At 57.2% G+C, this 16,685-nt stretch carries 23 protein-coding genes and 1 tRNA gene; 20 read left to right on the top strand and 4 right to left on the bottom strand.

The genetic code is table 11. The annotated features are described in order from the left end of the window. Window position 1 precedes the first annotated feature (1 nt). Genes DEU53_RS12810 through DEU53_RS12785 form a run of 6 tightly spaced genes read left to right on the top strand, consistent with a single transcriptional unit; the run spans window position 2 to window position 2,110 of the window. Window positions 2-214 (top strand): HP1 family phage holin, encoded by a 213-nt coding sequence (locus DEU53_RS12810; RefSeq protein ID WP_009127601.1) that lies wholly within the window; start codon window positions 2-4, stop codon window positions 212-214. After that, window positions 195-710: a lysozyme gene (locus tag DEU53_RS12805; RefSeq protein WP_110867340.1), complete on the top strand. Its 516-nt coding sequence runs from the start codon at window positions 195-197 to the stop codon at window positions 708-710. Before DEU53_RS12810 ends, DEU53_RS12805 begins: the two co-directional genes overlap by 20 nt. Next, window positions 707-1,135 (top strand): Rz-like lysis system protein LysB, encoded by a 429-nt coding sequence (gene lysB, locus DEU53_RS12800; protein ID WP_110867339.1) that lies wholly within the window; start codon window positions 707-709, stop codon window positions 1,133-1,135. The genes DEU53_RS12805 and lysB overlap by 4 nt, the downstream gene beginning before the upstream one ends. Next, window positions 1,020-1,268: an Rz1-like lysis system protein LysC gene (gene lysC / locus DEU53_RS23195; protein ID WP_233501783.1), complete on the top strand. Its 249-nt coding sequence runs from the start codon at window positions 1,020-1,022 to the stop codon at window positions 1,266-1,268. The genes lysB and lysC overlap by 116 nt, the downstream gene beginning before the upstream one ends. Next, window positions 1,231-1,671, top strand: coding sequence for a phage tail protein (locus tag DEU53_RS12790; protein WP_110867338.1), 441 nt, complete (start codon window positions 1,231-1,233; stop codon window positions 1,669-1,671). The genes lysC and DEU53_RS12790 overlap by 38 nt, the downstream gene beginning before the upstream one ends. Further along, window positions 1,664-2,110, top strand: coding sequence for a phage virion morphogenesis protein (locus tag DEU53_RS12785; protein WP_110867337.1), 447 nt, complete (start codon window positions 1,664-1,666; stop codon window positions 2,108-2,110). Before DEU53_RS12790 ends, DEU53_RS12785 begins: the two co-directional genes overlap by 8 nt. 12 nt (window positions 2,111-2,122) lie before the next feature. On the opposite strand, the gene DEU53_RS12780 is transcribed toward DEU53_RS12785, so the two are convergent. After that, window positions 2,123-3,331 (bottom strand): hypothetical protein, encoded by a 1,209-nt coding sequence (locus DEU53_RS12780; protein WP_110867336.1) that lies wholly within the window; start codon window positions 3,329-3,331, stop codon window positions 2,123-2,125. An 82-nt stretch (window positions 3,332-3,413) separates the two neighbouring features. Here DEU53_RS12780 and DEU53_RS12775 point away from each other — a divergent pair, with 82 nt between their 5' ends. The 14 genes from DEU53_RS12775 (at window position 3,414) to DEU53_RS12710 (ending at window position 14,917) form a co-directional block, all read left to right on the top strand. After that, the gene (locus DEU53_RS12775) at window positions 3,414-3,992 is read left to right on the top strand and encodes a phage baseplate assembly protein V (protein ID WP_110867335.1); all 579 of its coding nucleotides are present in this window, start codon (window positions 3,414-3,416) and stop codon (window positions 3,990-3,992) included. Continuing rightward, window positions 3,992-4,345: a GPW/gp25 family protein gene (locus DEU53_RS12770; RefSeq protein WP_110867334.1), complete on the top strand. Its 354-nt coding sequence runs from the start codon at window positions 3,992-3,994 to the stop codon at window positions 4,343-4,345. Before DEU53_RS12775 ends, DEU53_RS12770 begins: the two co-directional genes overlap by 1 nt. Beyond that, entirely contained in the window at window positions 4,332-5,246 is a 915-nt protein-coding gene (locus DEU53_RS12765) for a baseplate J/gp47 family protein (RefSeq protein WP_110867333.1), read from the top strand. The genes DEU53_RS12770 and DEU53_RS12765 overlap by 14 nt, the downstream gene beginning before the upstream one ends. Continuing rightward, a complete protein-coding gene (locus tag DEU53_RS12760) occupies window positions 5,243-5,851 on the top strand; it encodes a phage tail protein I (RefSeq protein ID WP_110867332.1) in 609 nt (202 codons plus the stop codon). Before DEU53_RS12765 ends, DEU53_RS12760 begins: the two co-directional genes overlap by 4 nt. Continuing rightward, entirely contained in the window at window positions 5,848-7,005 is a 1,158-nt protein-coding gene (locus DEU53_RS12755; protein ID WP_110867331.1) for a phage tail protein, read from the top strand. The genes DEU53_RS12760 and DEU53_RS12755 overlap by 4 nt, the downstream gene beginning before the upstream one ends. Next, the gene (locus DEU53_RS12750; RefSeq protein WP_110867330.1) at window positions 7,005-7,604 is read left to right on the top strand and encodes a tail fiber assembly protein; all 600 of its coding nucleotides are present in this window, start codon (window positions 7,005-7,007) and stop codon (window positions 7,602-7,604) included. Before DEU53_RS12755 ends, DEU53_RS12750 begins: the two co-directional genes overlap by 1 nt. A gap of 118 nt (window positions 7,605-7,722) precedes the next feature. Then, window positions 7,723-8,892, top strand: coding sequence for a phage tail sheath protein (locus DEU53_RS12745; RefSeq protein ID WP_110867329.1), 1,170 nt, complete (start codon window positions 7,723-7,725; stop codon window positions 8,890-8,892). Window positions 8,893-8,904: 12 nt separating this feature from the next. After that, entirely contained in the window at window positions 8,905-9,420 is a 516-nt protein-coding gene (locus tag DEU53_RS12740; RefSeq protein ID WP_101762972.1) for a phage major tail tube protein, read from the top strand. Between the two features lie 54 nt (window positions 9,421-9,474). After that, window positions 9,475-9,777, top strand: coding sequence for a phage tail assembly protein (locus DEU53_RS12735; protein ID WP_110867328.1), 303 nt, complete (start codon window positions 9,475-9,477; stop codon window positions 9,775-9,777). A gap of 14 nt (window positions 9,778-9,791) precedes the next feature. Next, window positions 9,792-9,911 carry a GpE family phage tail protein gene (locus DEU53_RS12730; RefSeq protein WP_071531062.1) on the top strand — a complete coding sequence of 40 codons (120 nt, stop codon included), beginning with the start codon at window positions 9,792-9,794 and terminating at the stop codon, window positions 9,909-9,911. Next, the gene (locus DEU53_RS12725) at window positions 9,904-13,056 is read left to right on the top strand and encodes a phage tail tape measure protein (protein WP_110867327.1); all 3,153 of its coding nucleotides are present in this window, start codon (window positions 9,904-9,906) and stop codon (window positions 13,054-13,056) included. Before DEU53_RS12730 ends, DEU53_RS12725 begins: the two co-directional genes overlap by 8 nt. Then, window positions 13,053-13,538 carry a phage tail protein gene (locus DEU53_RS12720; protein WP_061720452.1) on the top strand — a complete coding sequence of 162 codons (486 nt, stop codon included), beginning with the start codon at window positions 13,053-13,055 and terminating at the stop codon, window positions 13,536-13,538. Before DEU53_RS12725 ends, DEU53_RS12720 begins: the two co-directional genes overlap by 4 nt. Next, the gene (locus DEU53_RS12715; RefSeq protein ID WP_110867326.1) at window positions 13,535-14,635 is read left to right on the top strand and encodes a phage late control D family protein; all 1,101 of its coding nucleotides are present in this window, start codon (window positions 13,535-13,537) and stop codon (window positions 14,633-14,635) included. Before DEU53_RS12720 ends, DEU53_RS12715 begins: the two co-directional genes overlap by 4 nt. Window positions 14,636-14,698: 63 nt before the next feature. After that, on the top strand, window positions 14,699-14,917 hold the full coding sequence (locus DEU53_RS12710; RefSeq protein ID WP_110867325.1) for an ogr/Delta-like zinc finger family protein: 219 nt from the start codon (window positions 14,699-14,701) through the stop codon (window positions 14,915-14,917). A 69-nt stretch (window positions 14,918-14,986) separates the two neighbouring features. Here the strand turns inward: DEU53_RS12710 and DEU53_RS12705 are convergent, their stop codons facing one another. From DEU53_RS12705 to DEU53_RS12695, 3 genes are all read right to left on the bottom strand, one after another. Further along, the gene (locus DEU53_RS12705) at window positions 14,987-15,397 is read right to left on the bottom strand and encodes a hypothetical protein (RefSeq protein WP_110867324.1); all 411 of its coding nucleotides are present in this window, start codon (window positions 15,395-15,397) and stop codon (window positions 14,987-14,989) included. Beyond that, window positions 15,390-16,100 (bottom strand): hypothetical protein, encoded by a 711-nt coding sequence (locus tag DEU53_RS12700; protein WP_110867323.1) that lies wholly within the window; start codon window positions 16,098-16,100, stop codon window positions 15,390-15,392. Before DEU53_RS12700 ends, DEU53_RS12705 begins: the two co-directional genes overlap by 8 nt. Window positions 16,101-16,473: 373 nt before the next feature. Further along, window positions 16,474-16,549 (bottom strand) — tRNA-Ile (locus DEU53_RS12695). Between the last annotated feature and the right edge of the window lie 136 nt (window positions 16,550-16,685).

Genomic DNA, 16,685 nt, shown 5'->3' with positions numbered 1-16,685 from the left:
CATGTGGGAAAGAATCCGCGCCGGGATCGTCTGGTTTATTGCTGTCGGTATGGCATGGCTGGGCGACATGTCGCTAAAAGACGTTTCAACCGTGGCCGGGGTATTAATCGGCCTGCTGATGGCAATCATCAGCTGGTACTACAAGCGCAAAACCTATCAGCTGCTGGCCGCCGGGCGCATCACGCGGGAGGAATATGAATCTGCAAACCGTTAAGCGCTGCACTGTTGGCACGGTGCTGGCTATCGCCGCGACGATGCCGGGTTTCCAGCAGCTGCACACCTCCATCGAGGGGCTAAAGCTGATCGCCGATTATGAGGGCTGCCGCCTGAAGCCATACCTGTGCGACGCGGGAAAATGGACCGACGGCATAGGTAACACCGTCGGCGTGGTACCGGGCCGGACCATCACCGAGCGGCAGGCGGCGGGGAATTTCATCACTAACGTGTTACGCGTTGAGGCGGCACTGGCGCGCTGCGCTGCGGTTTCCATGCCGCAGCCGGTCTACGACGCGCTGGTGTCGCTGGCGTTTAACGTCGGCACCGGCAACGCCTGCGGCTCAACCATGGTGGCGCTTATCAAACAGCAGCGCTGGCGCGATGCGTGCTATCAACTGCCGCGCTGGGTGTACGTGAAAGGCGTATTTAATCAGGGGCTGGATAACCGGCGACAGCGTGAGCTGGCATGGTGCTTAAAAGGAGTAACAGCATGATGCGCGCGCTGGCGGCGATAGTGATCGTTCTGATTGCCGCGCTTGGCGTGCAGTCGTGGCGACTCAACGCCGCCCACTACAAAATCGACGCGCAGGTGAAGGACTTAGCCGCGCAGGGTAAAAAGCTGTCACAGAAAAACGGCCAGCTGATTGCCCTCAACATTCTGACGCAGACCAGCAGCCGGGCGCAGACGCAGCTTTTCGCCGCCGCCGAGCAGAACGGCACGCTGCTGCGTGACCGGCAGCGCACCATTGAGGAACTTAAACGTGAAAATGACGAGCTTCGCCGCTGGGCTGATGCCCCTTTGCCTGATCCTGTTATCCGGCTGCGCCAGCGACCAGTCCTCACCGGAGGTCAGTCTTACCGTGAGTGGTTGTCCGCGAATCACCCCGTGCCGCCTGGACGAAGCCGCGCCGCGCCGTAACGGCGATCTGCTGGCGCAACTGGACGACACCGAGGCCGCCTGGGCGGCCTGCGCCGATAAGGTAGACACCATCATCAGTTGTCAGGATAAAGACGATGAACAAGCCGCAGTCCTTGCGAAACGCCCTGAATAAAGCCGTGCCCTACGTGGCTGACAACCCCGACCGCCTGCACCTGTTCGTGGACAACGGCGCGGTAGTTGCCACCTCCGCCACGTCGATTTCGTGGGAGTATCGCTATACGTTGAATGTGGTGATCACTGATTTCACCGGCGACCAGAATCTGCTGATGGCGCCCGTTTTATTCTGGCTCGGCGTCAACCAGTCGGACGCCCTGCAGAACGCCACCGAGCGTGAGCGGCTTTTCACCTTTGAGGCAGACATTCTGGGCAATGACCGCTGCGACATTAGCATGAACCTGAAGCTCACGGAGCGTGTGATCGTGAAGGAAGTGGACGGCGTGATGTCGGTTGAGGCGGTGCCGGAGCCGGGAGCGTCAGGCGATGCAGAGGAAGGCTGGACGGTGCGCCGTGGCTGAGCTGCATGACGTTGAGGCGTGGCTGGGTGCGCTGCTGTCGCAGCTCGAACCGGCGGCCAGAACAAAGATGCTACGTGAAGTGGCGCGCGATGTGCGACGCATTCAGCAGAACAACATCACGCTGCAGCGCAGCCCGGACGGCACAGCATGGGAACCGCGCCGCGTCACCGCCCGCACTAAGCCGGGCCGCATACGACGCAAAATGTTTGCGAAGCTGAAAACGGCGAAGTATCTGAAGGTGAAGGCAAACGCAAATGTGGCTGAAGTTGCGTTTGTTCCCGGCGTGCAGAAGCTGGCCCGCGTCCATCATTACGGCCTGCGCGATAAGGTGAACCGTCGTGGCACTCAAGTTAAGTATGCCGAACGGCAATTACTCGGCATCAATGAGGAAACGGCAAATACATTGAAAGATCGTCTTCTCTTATTAATAGGGCTATGAATTTCCATGCCGTCAAATTGAATACTTAAATTTTAATGCTTTAACGTCATCAATAAATATCTTTGGAGTCCAACCCTTAGTTATATGGCCAATAAGATACTTATCTGCTGCATCAAAAATAGTATCAGTTACTGGTCCTGATAAAGCTGGTGCTATGAGTGGTCCAATCAATGATCCTATTTCAGGTTGCAAGTATTTTCCTGCATAGTAGCCAGCTGTAGCCATTGATACATACTTTGTAGCTTTTCCCCAGCGAGTTTGAAAAAATCCTGTTGGGTTGTTAGCACTCTCGGAATATAGCCTATGGACTTCTATCTGGCTTGTTGAGCTGTTAATAGTTTTTAGCCAATTGCGAAACTTTTTAGTGTTTTTGTTATTTCTCAATTTTAACAACTCGTCCATTGGTTGTCCAATGGACTCGAATACTGCCTTCAAGTCAGGGAAGTCTTCAAAGTGTAAGATTGATGTGAAAATTTCTTCCTTGGACATGCCTTCAATCTTTTTCATTGAATCCTCGAATAAAATTTGGATATTACTTGTTAAGCTGGAAGTTGCGTGCTTATTTATGACGTATTTATATCCTAAAAGATCTGATGCGCAACGAACTAAGATTTTTCGCTCATTTGTACTAAGTTCATCTTTGTCTCTTCCATTGAGAACTAAACCTAGTTTTTCCAATTTACCACTATCAAGCGCTGAGTGAGCAAAACTGACACAATCATGCTCCATTCCAGCAGGCACTGAAAAATAACAATCTCTAATTTTCCGTGTTAGTGACCTTGCGTCCCTCCTTTTTAGAGGTGACTTCATAAATCCTAAACCTTTTATTATCGACTCCTCAGGATCAACATATGGTCCTGAGTCGTGGCGACCAGAACATAACGGATATACTCCTTTCACACTCTGTTCAATATACATAACTAACGGTGTCCACAAAGTGAAGCTAAGTGCTTTGGTTTCTATAAGCTCTTCTATTCCCCGCAGTCCTATTTCGTTGAGCAAAAGACATAATGGTATGTTTTCACCTTCAACTTTGAAATTAACTTCTTCATTGAGTACAAAACTTTCAAAAAGTGATGATTTTAATTGGTTGTATCTGTATGGAAACCTATCAACTTCCTCCCGAGTTGGTTCAATTGGCCCTTTAATAAAGTATTTTCGACAGAATTCATTCATTTCATCATTGAAAACTGCGTTTTCTAAAGTGCGTTCTGCGAGCATATATTCCCTTATTGTTTTTGTGTGGTGACTGTAACAAATGAATTTATTAACTACTCTTGTAAAAGTAAATCATTATGTTTTTATGAATGCAAAACTCACCGAAATCATGCGCCTTATCACCAATCTGATCCGCACCGGCATCGTGTCCGAAGTGGACGCGGATAAATGGCAGTGCCGGGTGAAAACGGGCGATCTTGAAACCAACTGGATTAACTGGCTCACCTTCCGCGCCGGGAATACCCGCACATGGTGGCAACCCTCCATCGGCGAGCAGGTTGTGCTGCTGAGCCTCGGCGGCAATCTCGAAACTGCCTTCGCGCTGCCGGCCATTTATTCCGATGCCTTCCCGCCGCCCGATTATTCAGAGAACGGCAGCACCACCGTGTTCAACGACGGCGGCTGGTTCCAGTACGAACCGGACACCGGCCAGCTGCTGATTAAGAACATCAAAAGCGTTCGCATTGAAGCCGCCAATGGCATTCAGCTGATCACCGACCAGCTGGGCGTTGATGCAAGTCAGATGCTCATCAATAGCGAAACCGTGATGAACGGCGCGGTGACTCAGGGCGGCGGGGCAATGAGTTCCAACGGCGTAGTGGCTGATGCTCACCTACATGACAGTGTGAAATCGGGCGGCGATATGTCAGGAGGTCCGCATTGATGTATCTCGGCATGAACCGCGACACCGGCGCAGCCATCACCGACACAGAGCACATTCGCCAGAGCGTGCGCGACATCCTGATCACGCCGGAAGGCAGCCGCATCGGGCGGCGTGAATATGGCTCGCTTCTATCAGTGCTGATTGACCAGCCGCAGAACGACGTGGTGCGCCTTCAGGTGATGGCGGCGGCGTACACGGCACTGAGCCGCTGGGAGCCGCGCATCCGCCTCAGCTCTTTGAACATAACCAGCGCCTTTGATGGCTCCATGGTGGTTGAGCTGACCGGCCAGCGTGCCGACGGCTCACCGCTCGCAATGTCAGTGCCTACGGGGGTGAACAGTGGCAGTAATTGACCTTTCGCAGTTGCCCGCACCGGAAGTGATCGAAGTGCCGGACTTTGAAACGCTGCTGGCCGAACGTAAGGAAGCGCTGATTGCGCTTTATCCAACGGACGAACAAGCCGCCATGCGCCGCGTGCTGGCGCTGGAATCCGATCCGATAGTGAAGTGCCTGCAGGAAAGCGTTTACCGGGAAATCCTGCTGCGCCAGCGCATCAACGAGGCGGCGCAGGCGGTGATGGTGGCTTATGCGCTCGGCAGCGACCTCGATCAGCTGGCCGCGCGCAGTAACGTGCAGCGCCTGACCATCACCCCGGCCAACCCGGATGCCGTGCCGCCGGTGGACGCGGTGATGGAATCGGACGACGCGCTGCGCGTGCGCGTGCCGGAGGCGTTTGAGGGCTTATCGGTTGCCGGTCCGACGGCGGCCTACGAGTTTCACGCCCGTAGCGCGGACGGGCGGGTGCAGGACGTTTCCGCCATCAGCCCGTCACCGGCGACGGTGCTTGTCACCGTGCTGAGCCGCGAGGGCAACGGCACGGCAGCCGCAGATTTACTGAGTACAGTGGACGCTGCGCTGAACAGCGAGAGCGTGCGCCCGGTGGCGGACCGCGTGTCCGTGCAGCCTGCAACCATCAACGACTACCGCGTGCAGGCAAAGCTGCACCTGTTCGACGGCGTGGCCGCCGCGCCCTGTCTGGAGGCGGCAAATGAGCAGCTGGCTGCTTATCTCATTGAGCAGAAAAAGCTGGGCCGCAGCGTGCGCCGCGAGTCCTACGGGGCGGTGCTGCGCGTGGCCGGTGTGGACTGGGTGGAAATCACCGAACCGGCCGCCGACATCATCATGGACCGCACGCAGGCGGGCAACTGCACCGGCACCGACGTGACGGTGGCGGACGACGAGGGGGCGTCATGAGTAGCAGCCTGCTGCCGCCCGGCTCATCCGCGCTGGAACGCCGTCTGGCGCAGGCGTGCAGTCGGATTTCCGGCCTGAACGTGCCACTGCGCGACCTGTGGAACCCGGACACCTGCCCGGTGAACTTTCTGCCCTATCTTGCCTGGGCGTTTTCGGTGGACCGCTGGGACGAAAGCTGGGCGGAAAGCGTGAAGCGCAAGGTGGTGAAGGACGCGTTTTACATCCATCAGCACAAGGGCACCATCAGCGCGATCAGGCGCGTGGTCGAGCCGCTGGGCTATCTTATCCGCGTGATTGAGTGGTGGAAAACCAACGATGAGCCGGGCACGTTCCGGCTGGACGTGGGCGTGCTGGATACCGGCATCAACGAGGAAATGTATCACGAACTGGAGCGCGTGATTGCCGACGCCAAACCGTGTAGCCGCCATCTTATCGGGCTTTCGATCACCCTGGACGCAAACGGCACGGTGCCGGTGGCCGTCGCCAGCTACAGCGGTGACGAGCTGACCGTTTATCCCTATACCCCTGAACTAATCAGCGTCGGCGGGCCGGTGTATTCCGGTGCGGCGGTGCATCTTATCGACCTGACGGAAGTGAGCGCATGACGACAAAATATTTTGCCCTGCTGACCAATCAGGGCGCGGCTAAGCTTGCCAACGCTGCTGCGCTCGGCACGAAAGTGAACATCACGCAACTGGCCGTCGGCGACGGTGGCGGCACGCTGCCCACGCCTGACCCGGCGCAGACGAAACTCATCGGCGAGAAGCGCCGCGCGTCGCTAAACTCACTGACGATTGACGCCGCCAACGGTAGCCAGATTATTGCCGAGCAGATTATCCCGGAGGGTGAGGGCGGTTTCTGGATCCGTGAAATTGGCCTGTTCGATGGCGATGGCGTGATGATTGCCGTGGCTAACTGCGCCGAAACTTACAAGCCGCAGCTCGCCGAGGGCAGCGGGCGCACGCAGACGGTGCGCATGATTATTATCGTGAACAGCACCAGCGCGGTGACGCTGAAAATCGACCCGTCGGTGGTGCTGGCCACGCGTAAATACGTGGACGACGGCGTGATCGTGGCGAAGCAGTACGCCGATAACCTTCAGACACAAACGAAAAAGTACGCCGACACGCTGCAAAAGGAGGCAAAGGATTATGCCGATAAGCAGATGCAGGAGGCGAAGACGTTCAGCACGGATGCGCTTAAAAAGCACGTTGATGATGCCAATCCGCATCAGCAATATTTGCAGACCTCGCAGGCGCTGGCGGACATCAAAGCAGCCGGTAAGGTGGCTGAAGCACTGAAAAATCTCGGTGTTGGCGAAGGCGCACCGCTGATCGGTTCACCGTTCCCGTGGCCGCACGCGCAGCTACCCAATGAGCTGTTTGATTCTATGGCAGGCATGGTATTTCTGAAGTACAACGGCGCGAGTTTCAGCGAAACGCTTTATCCGAAGCTGGCGATTGTTTACCCCGGGCTGAAATTACCCGACATGCGCGGCGAGTTTATGCGCGGCTGGGATGACGGACGCGGGGCTGATGCCGGGCGTGCGCTTCTGAGCAGTCAGGGGCATGCTTTCCAGCAACATACGCATACTTACACGGGACTGCAGCGCGCAACCGACAGCGACCGTGGAAGTAATGACTCCCTATGGAGTATTGACGGTACGCAGGGCTATACCACAAGCGGGGCATCGGGTAATGCCGCAACTGAAACCCGTCCGCGTAACGTCGCATTTAACTTCTTAGTGAGGGCTGCATAATGGCCGCAGTAAAAAAAACAGCGCTGGATAAGGCCGGGCTGGCAAAAGCGTCTGGCGTGATGACGGTGTACAACTACAACCCGGAAAACGGTCTTTTTGTAGGTTCCTCTGATGAGTATCTGACCGAGGGCGTCGGCATTCCGGCCAACTCAACGTGCGATGCGCCACCTGTAAGCGTTGCGGGCACGGTCAACGTATATTCAGAATCGGGCTGGCAGCAAATCGCCGATCATCGCGGTGAAGTGGTTTATCTCACGGCGACTGGAGAACCCATTGAGATTAGTCAGCCTGGCGATTATCCGGCGGATACCACGGCTCTTGCGCCCGCCACGGTTTTTGACTTCTGGAACGGCGAAGCGTGGGAAACAAACGCGCAGGCTCAGCAGGCGGCGGCAGTCAGTGCTGCGCAGGCTGAGAAGTCGGCCCGAATCAGCGAGGCCAACAGCGTGACGCAGGCGTGGCAGACGCAGCTCATGCTCGGCATCATCACAGACGGCGATAAGGCATCGCTGACAAAATGGATGCAGTACATTCAGGCCGTGCAGTCGGTTGACGTTTCCGCCGCGCCGGACATCAGCTGGCCGGTTAAGCCAGAGTAACGATCAGGCCCGTTTCGGGCCTGTTTCTTTTGTGTCATCCGCCGCACAACGTCCACAGGATGCGCCTGCGTCCGGCACCTTTCACCATAGCGGAACCCCTTCACAGGAGAACCGCCATATGGCACAGGATTATCACCACGGCGTGCGCGTTGAGGAAATCAACGAGGGCACCCGAACCATTACCACCATCAGCACGGCGATTGTCGGCATGGTCTGCACCAGCGATGACGCCGACGCGGCCACGTTCCCGCTTAATCGTCCGGTACTGCTGACCGACGTACTCACCGCGAGCGGTAAGGCGGGCGAGTCCGGCACGCTGGCGCGCTCGCTGGACGCCATCGCCGACCAGGCGAAACCCGTCACCGTCGTGGTGCGCGTGCCGCAGGGCGAAACTGAGGCTGAAACCACCGCCAACATCATCGGCGGCGTGACCGACGGCCAGCGCACCGGCATGAAGGCGCTGCTGGCCGCGCAGGCGGTATGCGGCGTTAAGCCCCGCATTCTCGGCGTGCCCGGCCACGACACGCAGGCCGTAGCAACCGAGCTGCTGAGCGTGGCGCAGAGCCTGCGCGGTTTTGCCTACCTGTCGGCGTACGGCTGTCAGAGCGTTGAAGAGGCGATTGCCTACCGTGCGAACTTTAGCCAGCGTGAAGGCATGCTTATCTGGCCGGACTTCATCAACTTCGACACCGTGCTGAAGGCGGACGCGACGGCCTTCGCCACCGCCCGCGCGTTGGGCCTGCGCGCCAAAATTGACGAGCAGACCGGCTGGCACAAATCCCTGTCGAACGTCGGCGTGAACGGCGTTACCGGCATTTCCAAAGACGTGTTCTGGGACCTGCAGGATCCGGCCACCGACTCCGGCCTGCTGAATCAGAACGATATCACCACGCTGATTCGTAAAGACGGCTTCCGCTTCTGGGGTTCGCGCTGCCTGAGCGATGACCCGCTGTTTGCGTTTGAGTGCTACACCCGCACCGCGCAGGTGCTGGCGGACACCATGGCCGAGGCGCAGATGTGGGCGGTGGACGGCGCGCTGAATCCGTCGCTGGCCCGCGACATTATCGAGGGCATCCGCGCCAAGCTGCGCAGCCTCGTGAGTCAGGGCTATCTGATCGGCGCGGACTGCTGGCTGGACGAGAGCGTGAACGACAAGGACACGCTCAAGGCGGGCAAGCTGCTGATCGATTACGACTACACGCCGGTGCCGCCGCTGGAAAACCTGCTGCTGCGCCAGCGCATCACCGATCAGTACCTGGTCGATTTCGCCAGCCGCGTCAGCGCATAAGGAGACTGAATCATGGCATTACCCCGCAAGCTCAAACACCTCAACCTGTTCAACGCAGGCGACAACTGGCAGGGGCTGATTGAGTCCGTGACGCTGCCGAAAGTCACCCGCAAGTTCGAGAAGTATCGCGGCGGCGGCATGGCCGGTGCGGTGGACATCGACATGGGCCTGGACGACGGCGCGCTGGATACGGAATTCACCTGCGGCGGCGTTGAGGCGAAGCTGTTCAAGCAGATGGGCACCCTTACCGTGGACGGCGTGCAGCTGCGCTTTACCGGCTCCATTCAGCGCGACGACACCGGGGAAGTGCAGGCGGTGGAGCTGGTCGTACGTGGCCGCCACAAGGAGCTGGATTCCGGCGAGTGGAAGACCGGCGAATCCAGCACCACCAAGGTGTCCGGCACCAACAGCTACGCCAAGCTGACCATCAACGGCGAAGTGCTTTACGAGATTGACCTGGTGAACATGGTTCACATCGTGGACGGCACGGACCTGATGGAAGCGCACCGTAACGCGCTCGGCCTGTAATCAACCCGGCAGGGGAGACCCTGCCGCCTTTTACCCTTTTAGCGAGACATCATCATGACCGATAAAAACACTGAAAAAACCGTTGAGCTGGACACCCCGATCCTGCGCGGCAAGACCGAAATTAAAAGCATCGTCGTTCGCAAGCCGCAGTCCGGCGCGCTGCGCGGTACCCGCCTGCAGGCGCTGATGGACATGGACGTAAACGCCATGATCACCGTGCTGCCGCGCGTCACCACTCCGGCGCTGACCACGCAGGAAATCACCGAGATGGACCCCGCCGATCTGGTGAGTCTGTCGGTGGAGATGGTCACTTTTTTACTGAAGAAGTCGGTGCTGTCGGATTTAGCGACGGCCTGACGGTAGACGATCTGGTGGCGGACATCGCCACCGTCTTTCACTGGCCGCCGTCCGTTACCGAGTTCATGACGCTGACCGAGGTACTGGAGTGGCGGCATAAGGCGATAATGCGACACGGGACCAGCGATGAGTGATAAAGACTTGCGCCTGCAGGTTGTTCTTAACGCGGTAGACAAACTGACCCGCCCCTTCCGTTCTGCCAAGGCCAGCACCCGCGAGCTGGCCGATTCCCTGCGCACCGCGCGCGCCAGCCTGAAGGACTTAGACGCGCAGGCCGCGCGCATCGACGGATTCCGTAAAGCCCGCTCGCAGCTCGCCATTACCGCGAATAACCTCAAGGGCGCGCGCGAAGAGGCGGCAAAGCTGGCGACGCAGTTCAGCGCCACTAACCGGCCCACCGCCGCGCAGGCGAGGGTGCTGGAGCAGGCGAAGAACCGCGTGCGCGAGCTGCAGCAGAGCTACAACGGCCTGATTGGTTCGGTTCAGCGGCAGCGCGCCGCGCTCACTGAATCCGGCATTGATACCAAAAAACTCAGCCAGGCACAGCGCGACCTAAAAGGACGCGCGGACGAGGCGCGCGCGGCGATTGACCGCCAGCAGAAGTCGCTGAAGCGGCTCGGCGAACAGCAGGCCAAAATCAACGCGCTGCGCGAGCGCCACGCCCGATCGCTTGAGGTGCGCGATAAAATTGCCGGTGCCGGTGCGGCGACCACCGTGGCCGGGCTGGCGATGGGCGCGCCGGTGCTGGCCGCCGTAAAATCCTCGGCGGGTATGGAAGACGCCATGAAGGGCGTGGCGAAGCAGGTTAACGGATTGCGCGACAACGACGGCAACCGCACGGCGCAGTTCTACGACATGGAGGCCGCCATCAAGGCCGCCAGTGAGCAGTTGCCGATGGACAACGGCGCGATTGACTACGCCGCGCTGGTTGAGGGCGGCGCGCGCATGGGCGTGACCAACCAGAACGAATCCTACGAGGACCAGAAGCGCGACCTGCTGGCGTTTGCCACCACGGCGGCTAAGGCGTCCACCGCGTTTGAGCTGCCCGCCGGTGAGCTGGCCGAGGGGCTGGGCAAGATTGCGCAGCTGTACAAAATCCCCACGCGCAACATCGAGCAGCTGGGCGACGCGCTGAACTACCTGGACGACAACGCGATGTCCAAGGGATCGGACATTATCGACGTCTTGCAGCGCATGGGCGGCGTGGCCGACAGGCTGGACTACCGCAAGGCGGCGGCGCTCGGCTCCACGTTCCTCAGCCTCGGCGCAACGTCGGAAACCGCCGCCAGCGCGGCAAACGCCATGGTGCGCGAACTCTCCGTTGCCACCATGCAGGGCAAGACCTTTATGGGCGGCATGGAGCTGCTGAAGCTCGATCCGAAAGCCATCGAAAAGCAGATGACCACGGACGCCATGGGCACCATCCAGCGCGTGCTGGAGAAGGTGAACAACCTGCCCGCCGACAAGCGCCTCACCGCAATGACCATGGTGTTCGGCAAGGAGTTCGGCAAGGATGCGGCGAAGCTCGCCAACAACATGCCGGAGCTGCGTCGCCAGCTGCAGCTGACGCAGGGCAACGCGGCCAGCGGCTCCATGCAGAAAGAATCCGACATCAACAAGGATTCGCTGTCCGCGCAGTGGCTGCTGGTGAAAACCGGCGCGGCCAACACGCTGAGCAGCCTCGGCGATACGCTGCGCACGCCGCTGATGGAAATCATGGACGCGGTGAAGCGCGTCACCGGCACCATGCGCCGCTGGGTGGAGTCCAACCCCGAGCTGGTCGGCAGGCTGATGAAAATAGCCGCCGTGGTGGCAACGGTAACGCTGGCGCTCGGCACGCTCGCCGTGGGCATGGCCGCCGTGCTGGGGCCGATCCTGATGCTGCGCTTCGGATTAAACATGCTCGGCCTGAAAGGGCTGGCAAAGCTCTCGCCGCTGCTGGGCGGGCTAGGCAAGGCGTTTGCAAAACTTGCGCCCGGTCTGGCGTCGTCCGGCGACGGCATCAAAAAGCTGTTCTCACTATTCAGCGGCGGCGAGGCCGGAGAATCGGTGAACTGGCTGGAGAAAATCCGCGACGCGCTGGCGTCCCTGCGCGGCGGTGACGATGAGGACGAGGGCGGCGGCATCCTGAACGCTTTCCGCGAGGGCGCTCTGGAGAAAATCAAGGAGAAGGCGCAGGACGCGGGGCAGACGCTGGTTGCGTCCTTCCGTAACCCGATGGCCGGGGTGCGGGCGCTGGGCGCGCAGGTGCGCGGACTGGCCGGTGCCGCCCTTGCGCCGCTGGCTGCGTCGGTGCGCGGTGCCGGTGGCGCGCTGATGTGGCTGGTGAAGTCGCCGCTGGCCCTGCTGCGCACGGTGCTGACGGGCGTGGTGTGGGCGCTCGGCGCGCTGCTGAGCCCCGTCGGGCTCGCCGTGGCGGCGCTGGCCGGTGTGGCGCTGGTTATCTGGAAATACTGGGCGCCGATTAAAGCGTATTTAGGCGGCGTGGTGGACGGCTTCCGGGCTGCAGCTGGGCCCATCAGCGAGGCGTTTTCACCGCTCCAGCCGGTATTCCTGTGGATTGGTGACAAAGTGCAGGCGCTGTTCGGCTGGTTTAAAGACCTGCTTACGCCGGTACATTCCACCGCCGACGAGCTGAAGAACGCCGCCGAGATGGGCAGGCAGTTCGGGCAGTGGCTGGCCGACGGCCTGAACATGGTGATGCATCCGCTGGACAGCCTGAAAGCCGGGATCGGCGAACTGCTGGATAAGTTCGGCCTTGTTAATAAGGCTGCTGCTGGTACGAAGCTGCCGGTGCCACCGCAGGCGGCCAGCGTCAGTCCAGGCGGAAAAGTCACGCTGCCTGCGGGCGGCTTCCCGGCGTTTGCGGGCATGTACGACATCGGCGGCAACATCCCGGCGGGCCAGTTTGGCGTTGTGGGTGAGAACGGGCCGGAAATCGTCGGCGGACCGGTGAGCGTGACCAGCCGCAGGCGCACCGCGCAGCTGGCGGCCATGGCGGCAATGACGCTTGGCATGACAGCCGGAACGGCGGAGGCGAAGCCGCTGCACCCGCTGAGCCTGTCCGCGCAGAGCTACCGGCAGGATGCGCCGCGCCAGCAGTCCGCAGTAACTACCGCGCCCGTGAGCATTCACGCGCCGATCACCATCGTGCAGCAGCCAGGACAGAGCGCGCAGGACGTGGTGGACGAAGTGATGCGCAGGCTTGAGGCGAAAGAGCGGCAGGCGCAGTCCCGCGCCCGCAGCAGCTACCGAGACCGTGGAGGATTTGACTCATGATGATGACGCTGGGCCTGTTTGTTTTCATGCTTAAAACGGTGCCGTATCAGGAGCTGCAGCTCCAGCGCAGCTGGCGCTTCCCGTCGAACAGCCGCGTGGGCGTGCGTCCCTCGCTGCAGTTCCTCGGCCCGGATAATGACACAATCACGCTGTCGGGCGTGCTGCTGCCGGAAATTACCGGCGGCAGGCTGTCGCTGTTCGCGCTGGAGCAGATTGCCGAGCTGGGGCGCGCGTGGCCGCTGATTGAGGGCAGCGGCACCATTTACGGTATGTTCGTGATCGAGAGCCTGAGCCAGACCAAAGCGGAGTTCTTCAGCAACGGCGTGTGCCGTCGAATTGAGTTCACGCTGACACTGAAGCGCACCGACGAATCGCTGGGTGAGATGTTCGGCAGCCTCAGCGATCAGCTGTCGGCCATGCAGGGCGCAGCCACCGACGCCGCCGGTAAAGTCGGCGCGGCAGTGGGCGGGCTGTTCTCATGATGGCGAGCAGCTGGATTAACGGCCAGGCGAACGCGCCCGCTTTTCGCCTGACGCTTGCCGGGGCGGACGTTACGCAAAAGATAGAGCAACGGCTCATCAGCCTGACGCTTACCGATAACCGGGGCTTTGAGGCGGACCAGCTGGACATCGAGCTGGAGGACGCGGACGGGCAGCTGCTGATGCCGCGCCGGGGCGTTGAGCTGTCGCTGGCGCTGGGCTGGAAAGGTGAGGCGCTTTTCCCGAAAGGAACCTACACCGTGGACGAAATCGAACACAGCGGCACGCCGGACCGGTTGACCCTGCGCGCGCGCAGCGCGGACTTTCGGCAGACGCTGAACACGAAGCGCGAAAAGTCGTGGCACCAGACCAGCGTGGGCGAGGTGGTGAAAGAGATTGCCGGGCGGCACAGGCTCAAAACGGCGATGGGCGACGACGTGGCAAAGATGGCCGTGGACCATATCGATCAGACCAACGAGTCAGACGCCAGCTTTCTGATGCGGCTGGCAAAGCAGTGCGGCGCGGTGGCCTGCATCAAAAATGGCAACCTGCTGTTTATCCGGCAAGGGCAGGGCAAAACGGCGAGCGGCAAAGTGCTGCCCGCCATCACCCTCGTGCGCAAGGACGGCGACGGCCATCGCTTTACGCTGGCTGACCGCGACGCTTACACCGGCGTGATTGCAAGCTGGCTGCACACCCGCGAGCCAGCGACGAAGCCGGAAACCACGGTAAAGCGTAAGCGCCGCAAGCCTGCTGCGCAGAAGAAGGAGCCGGAGGCGAAGCAGAGCGACTATCTGATCGGCACGGATGAGAACGTCCTGGTGCTGAGCCGCACTTATGCGAGCCGGGCTAACGCAGAACGCGCCGCAAAAATGCAGTGGGAGCGGCTGCAACGCGGGGTGGCGACGTTCTCTATTCAGCTGGCGCGTGGCCGCGCAGATCTCTACACGGAAATGCCGGTGAAGGTAAGCGGGTTTAAACAGCCGATCGATGCGGGGGAGTGGATTATCACGACGCTGAGGCACAGCCTGAGCGCTGACAACGGTTATACGACCAGCATTGAGCTTGAAGTGAAAATAGATTCACTTGAAATGGAATAGTGCTATCTCAAAATGGTTAAATTGAGATAACATTTATCTCAATTGGGTTTTGGAGACGACATCATGATGAATTGCCCTTTGTGCGGGAACGCCGCACATACCCGCAGCAGTTTTCAGGTATCAGCAACAACTAAAGAGCGCTATAACCAGTGCCAGAACATTAATTGCAGCTGTACTTTTAAATCACATGAGACAGTTTCAGAGATCATTATGAAGCCGGGAACGGTTAAGCCAGTGCCACCGCATCCGGGAAGAAATCAGCAGCAACCGTTGTGGTTATGATCATCGATATAAATGCATCAACTTTGATAGGAAAACTGCCCCTTTTTAATACACAGGGGCAGGAAAATTTTACTTTTCAATAATTTGCTTTTGTACTTTTTCAACTTGATCAGTTGAAAGACTATCTATTTGAGCTGCTAAAGTTTTAGTTATAAGCTCTCTTTTTTCTTGATTTGATAAAGTCGTGTTTTTTTCAATAGACTTAAGTGTGTTACTAAATGCTTCGTCAATTGAGCTACCTTCAAAGGCTTCATATATTGATTTTAGGTTCATTAGTAAAACTCCAATAAGCTCACAAGCTAAGTAATGAAGCCAATCAATACTAATGCCCTTCGCTTCGATATTACTTTTGAATGTGTGAATTAACACTAACGGAAAAAATCCGATCAACAAGCCGAAGGATGTCCGTTTAGGATAGCTAAAGAGGACAATATTCAGAGCAGCATTAATTCTCTTTGTTACAAGGTCCATATCAACCATGTTGAACCTCGCCAGGTAAAGAAGCTGACTCAGGTTGAGGTTTTATTTCATCATTGAGAATTTTCCTCTTCCCTCCATCGCTATTATTACCAATATCGTCAATGTTTTCGTGTATAAATTTTATGAGTGCCAATGCCTCTGTTGCATTGGCACCAAAATAACCGTTAACAACTCGATATGTAAGTATTCTTTCTTTGAATTCTAATAAGCAGTATAGAATCCCTCCCGGTAGCAAACAAGTTGGTCCGAGATCTCGCCAAACCACAGCTAAAACTCCAAGGATAAGCAATATAATTGCTATGAACTTAGAAACCAAAAGAGATTTTTTTTCACTCAAGAGGAAAAGATTAACAACAGTTTGGTTTTTGTTTTCTGCTATCTTTTTTTCAATTTTCTTGCTAATGGATAAGCTAATTGTTACCGCTGCACTTCCTGCGTTAATTATTTTAAGGGAGGATTTATTTTGTAATTCATTTTTCTCTTTGAGTAGGTTTGTGTTTTTTTCGCGAAGGTTTTTAATCTGTATACCCTCTAAATCCTGTATGTGTTTTACCGATTTTTTAAAAAGCTCGCGACATACCACACCAATTAAAACCCCAAAGAATGATGTGATGAATGTATTTTTTATACCTGACATGCCAATTATTTTTGCAACCAGCAATGCACCACACCCTGCTAAGAGTAAGCCAAGAATGCTGATCATATATTTTCTTTCTATTTTCATTGTCTTTGACCCAAATAAGAAAGCATTAGATATTAATTCATTCAATTAACTTCTATTTTCTTCATCATAGTGATTTAACAATCACAAAGTTATAAGTGACAAATTTCGCACAAATCGGTGGACAGAACCATCATAACATTGGCTACGGTCTAAATGTCCATACCATAGTAAAAATCACTTCGCATGATTGATTTCCTCAGGGAGTTAAAGAAATCAGGGTGCCGGGGCAGTTTGACACCGACAGGATGGTGAATGGAAAAACCTGCTGCCATTTTGCTGCCAATGGCGAATATAGCAAACAAAAAAGCCACCTCAAAAGGTGGCTTAACTGCATGATTTATATCACTAAATTTGGTGGCCCCTGCTGGGTTTGAACCAGCGACCAAGCGATTATGAGTCGCCTGCTCTAACCACTGAGCTAAGGGGCCAGCGGAGCGGGGATTATAGAGTATCTTGTTAGGGTGATCCAGAGTTCGCCATTTGGATGGTGAAAATTACAGCAATAGCTGACTCATTGATCTCAAAAGAAAATTCTATCGTCCCACGCTCTATCGCTTATTAAGC

The sequence above is a fragment of the Pantoea sp. AG1095 genome (assembly GCF_003208415.1).
Lineage (GTDB): Bacteria > Pseudomonadota > Gammaproteobacteria > Enterobacterales > Enterobacteriaceae > Pantoea > Pantoea leporis.
The sequence above is the reverse complement of the archived record's forward strand: the minus strand, read 5'-3'. Positions and strand labels throughout refer to the sequence as shown.

Excerpts from the sequence above, each read along its gene's own strand:
- DEU53_RS12720 (WP_061720452.1), top strand. The coding sequence starts at position 13,053 with ATGATGATGACGCTGGGCCTGTTTGTTTTCATGCTTAAAACGGTGCCG.
- DEU53_RS12775 (WP_110867335.1), top strand. The coding sequence starts at position 3,414 with ATGAATGCAAAACTCACCGAAATCATGCGCCTTATCACCAATCTGATC.
- DEU53_RS12750 (WP_110867330.1), top strand. The coding sequence starts at position 7,005 with ATGGCCGCAGTAAAAAAAACAGCGCTGGATAAGGCCGGGCTGGCAAAA.
- DEU53_RS12715 (WP_110867326.1), top strand. The coding sequence starts at position 13,535 with ATGATGGCGAGCAGCTGGATTAACGGCCAGGCGAACGCGCCCGCTTTT.
- DEU53_RS12810 (WP_009127601.1), top strand. The coding sequence starts at position 2 with ATGTGGGAAAGAATCCGCGCCGGGATCGTCTGGTTTATTGCTGTCGGT.
- DEU53_RS12700 (WP_110867323.1), bottom strand. The coding sequence starts at position 16,100 with ATGATCAGCATTCTTGGCTTACTCTTAGCAGGGTGTGGTGCATTGCTG.
- DEU53_RS12770 (WP_110867334.1), top strand. The coding sequence starts at position 3,992 with ATGTATCTCGGCATGAACCGCGACACCGGCGCAGCCATCACCGACACA.
- DEU53_RS12790 (WP_110867338.1), top strand. The coding sequence starts at position 1,231 with ATGAACAAGCCGCAGTCCTTGCGAAACGCCCTGAATAAAGCCGTGCCC.
- DEU53_RS12745 (WP_110867329.1), top strand. The coding sequence starts at position 7,723 with ATGGCACAGGATTATCACCACGGCGTGCGCGTTGAGGAAATCAACGAG.
- DEU53_RS12705 (WP_110867324.1), bottom strand. The coding sequence starts at position 15,397 with ATGGTTGATATGGACCTTGTAACAAAGAGAATTAATGCTGCTCTGAAT.
- DEU53_RS12735 (WP_110867328.1), top strand. The coding sequence starts at position 9,475 with ATGACCGATAAAAACACTGAAAAAACCGTTGAGCTGGACACCCCGATC.
- DEU53_RS12780 (WP_110867336.1), bottom strand. The coding sequence starts at position 3,331 with ATGCTCGCAGAACGCACTTTAGAAAACGCAGTTTTCAATGATGAAATG.
- DEU53_RS12760 (WP_110867332.1), top strand. The coding sequence starts at position 5,243 with ATGAGTAGCAGCCTGCTGCCGCCCGGCTCATCCGCGCTGGAACGCCGT.
- DEU53_RS12710 (WP_110867325.1), top strand. The coding sequence starts at position 14,699 with ATGATGAATTGCCCTTTGTGCGGGAACGCCGCACATACCCGCAGCAGT.
- DEU53_RS12805 (WP_110867340.1), top strand. The coding sequence starts at position 195 with ATGAATCTGCAAACCGTTAAGCGCTGCACTGTTGGCACGGTGCTGGCT.
- DEU53_RS12740 (WP_101762972.1), top strand. The coding sequence starts at position 8,905 with ATGGCATTACCCCGCAAGCTCAAACACCTCAACCTGTTCAACGCAGGC.
- DEU53_RS12725 (WP_110867327.1), top strand. The coding sequence starts at position 9,904 with ATGAGTGATAAAGACTTGCGCCTGCAGGTTGTTCTTAACGCGGTAGAC.
- lysB (WP_110867339.1), top strand. The coding sequence starts at position 707 with ATGATGCGCGCGCTGGCGGCGATAGTGATCGTTCTGATTGCCGCGCTT.
- DEU53_RS12755 (WP_110867331.1), top strand. The coding sequence starts at position 5,848 with ATGACGACAAAATATTTTGCCCTGCTGACCAATCAGGGCGCGGCTAAG.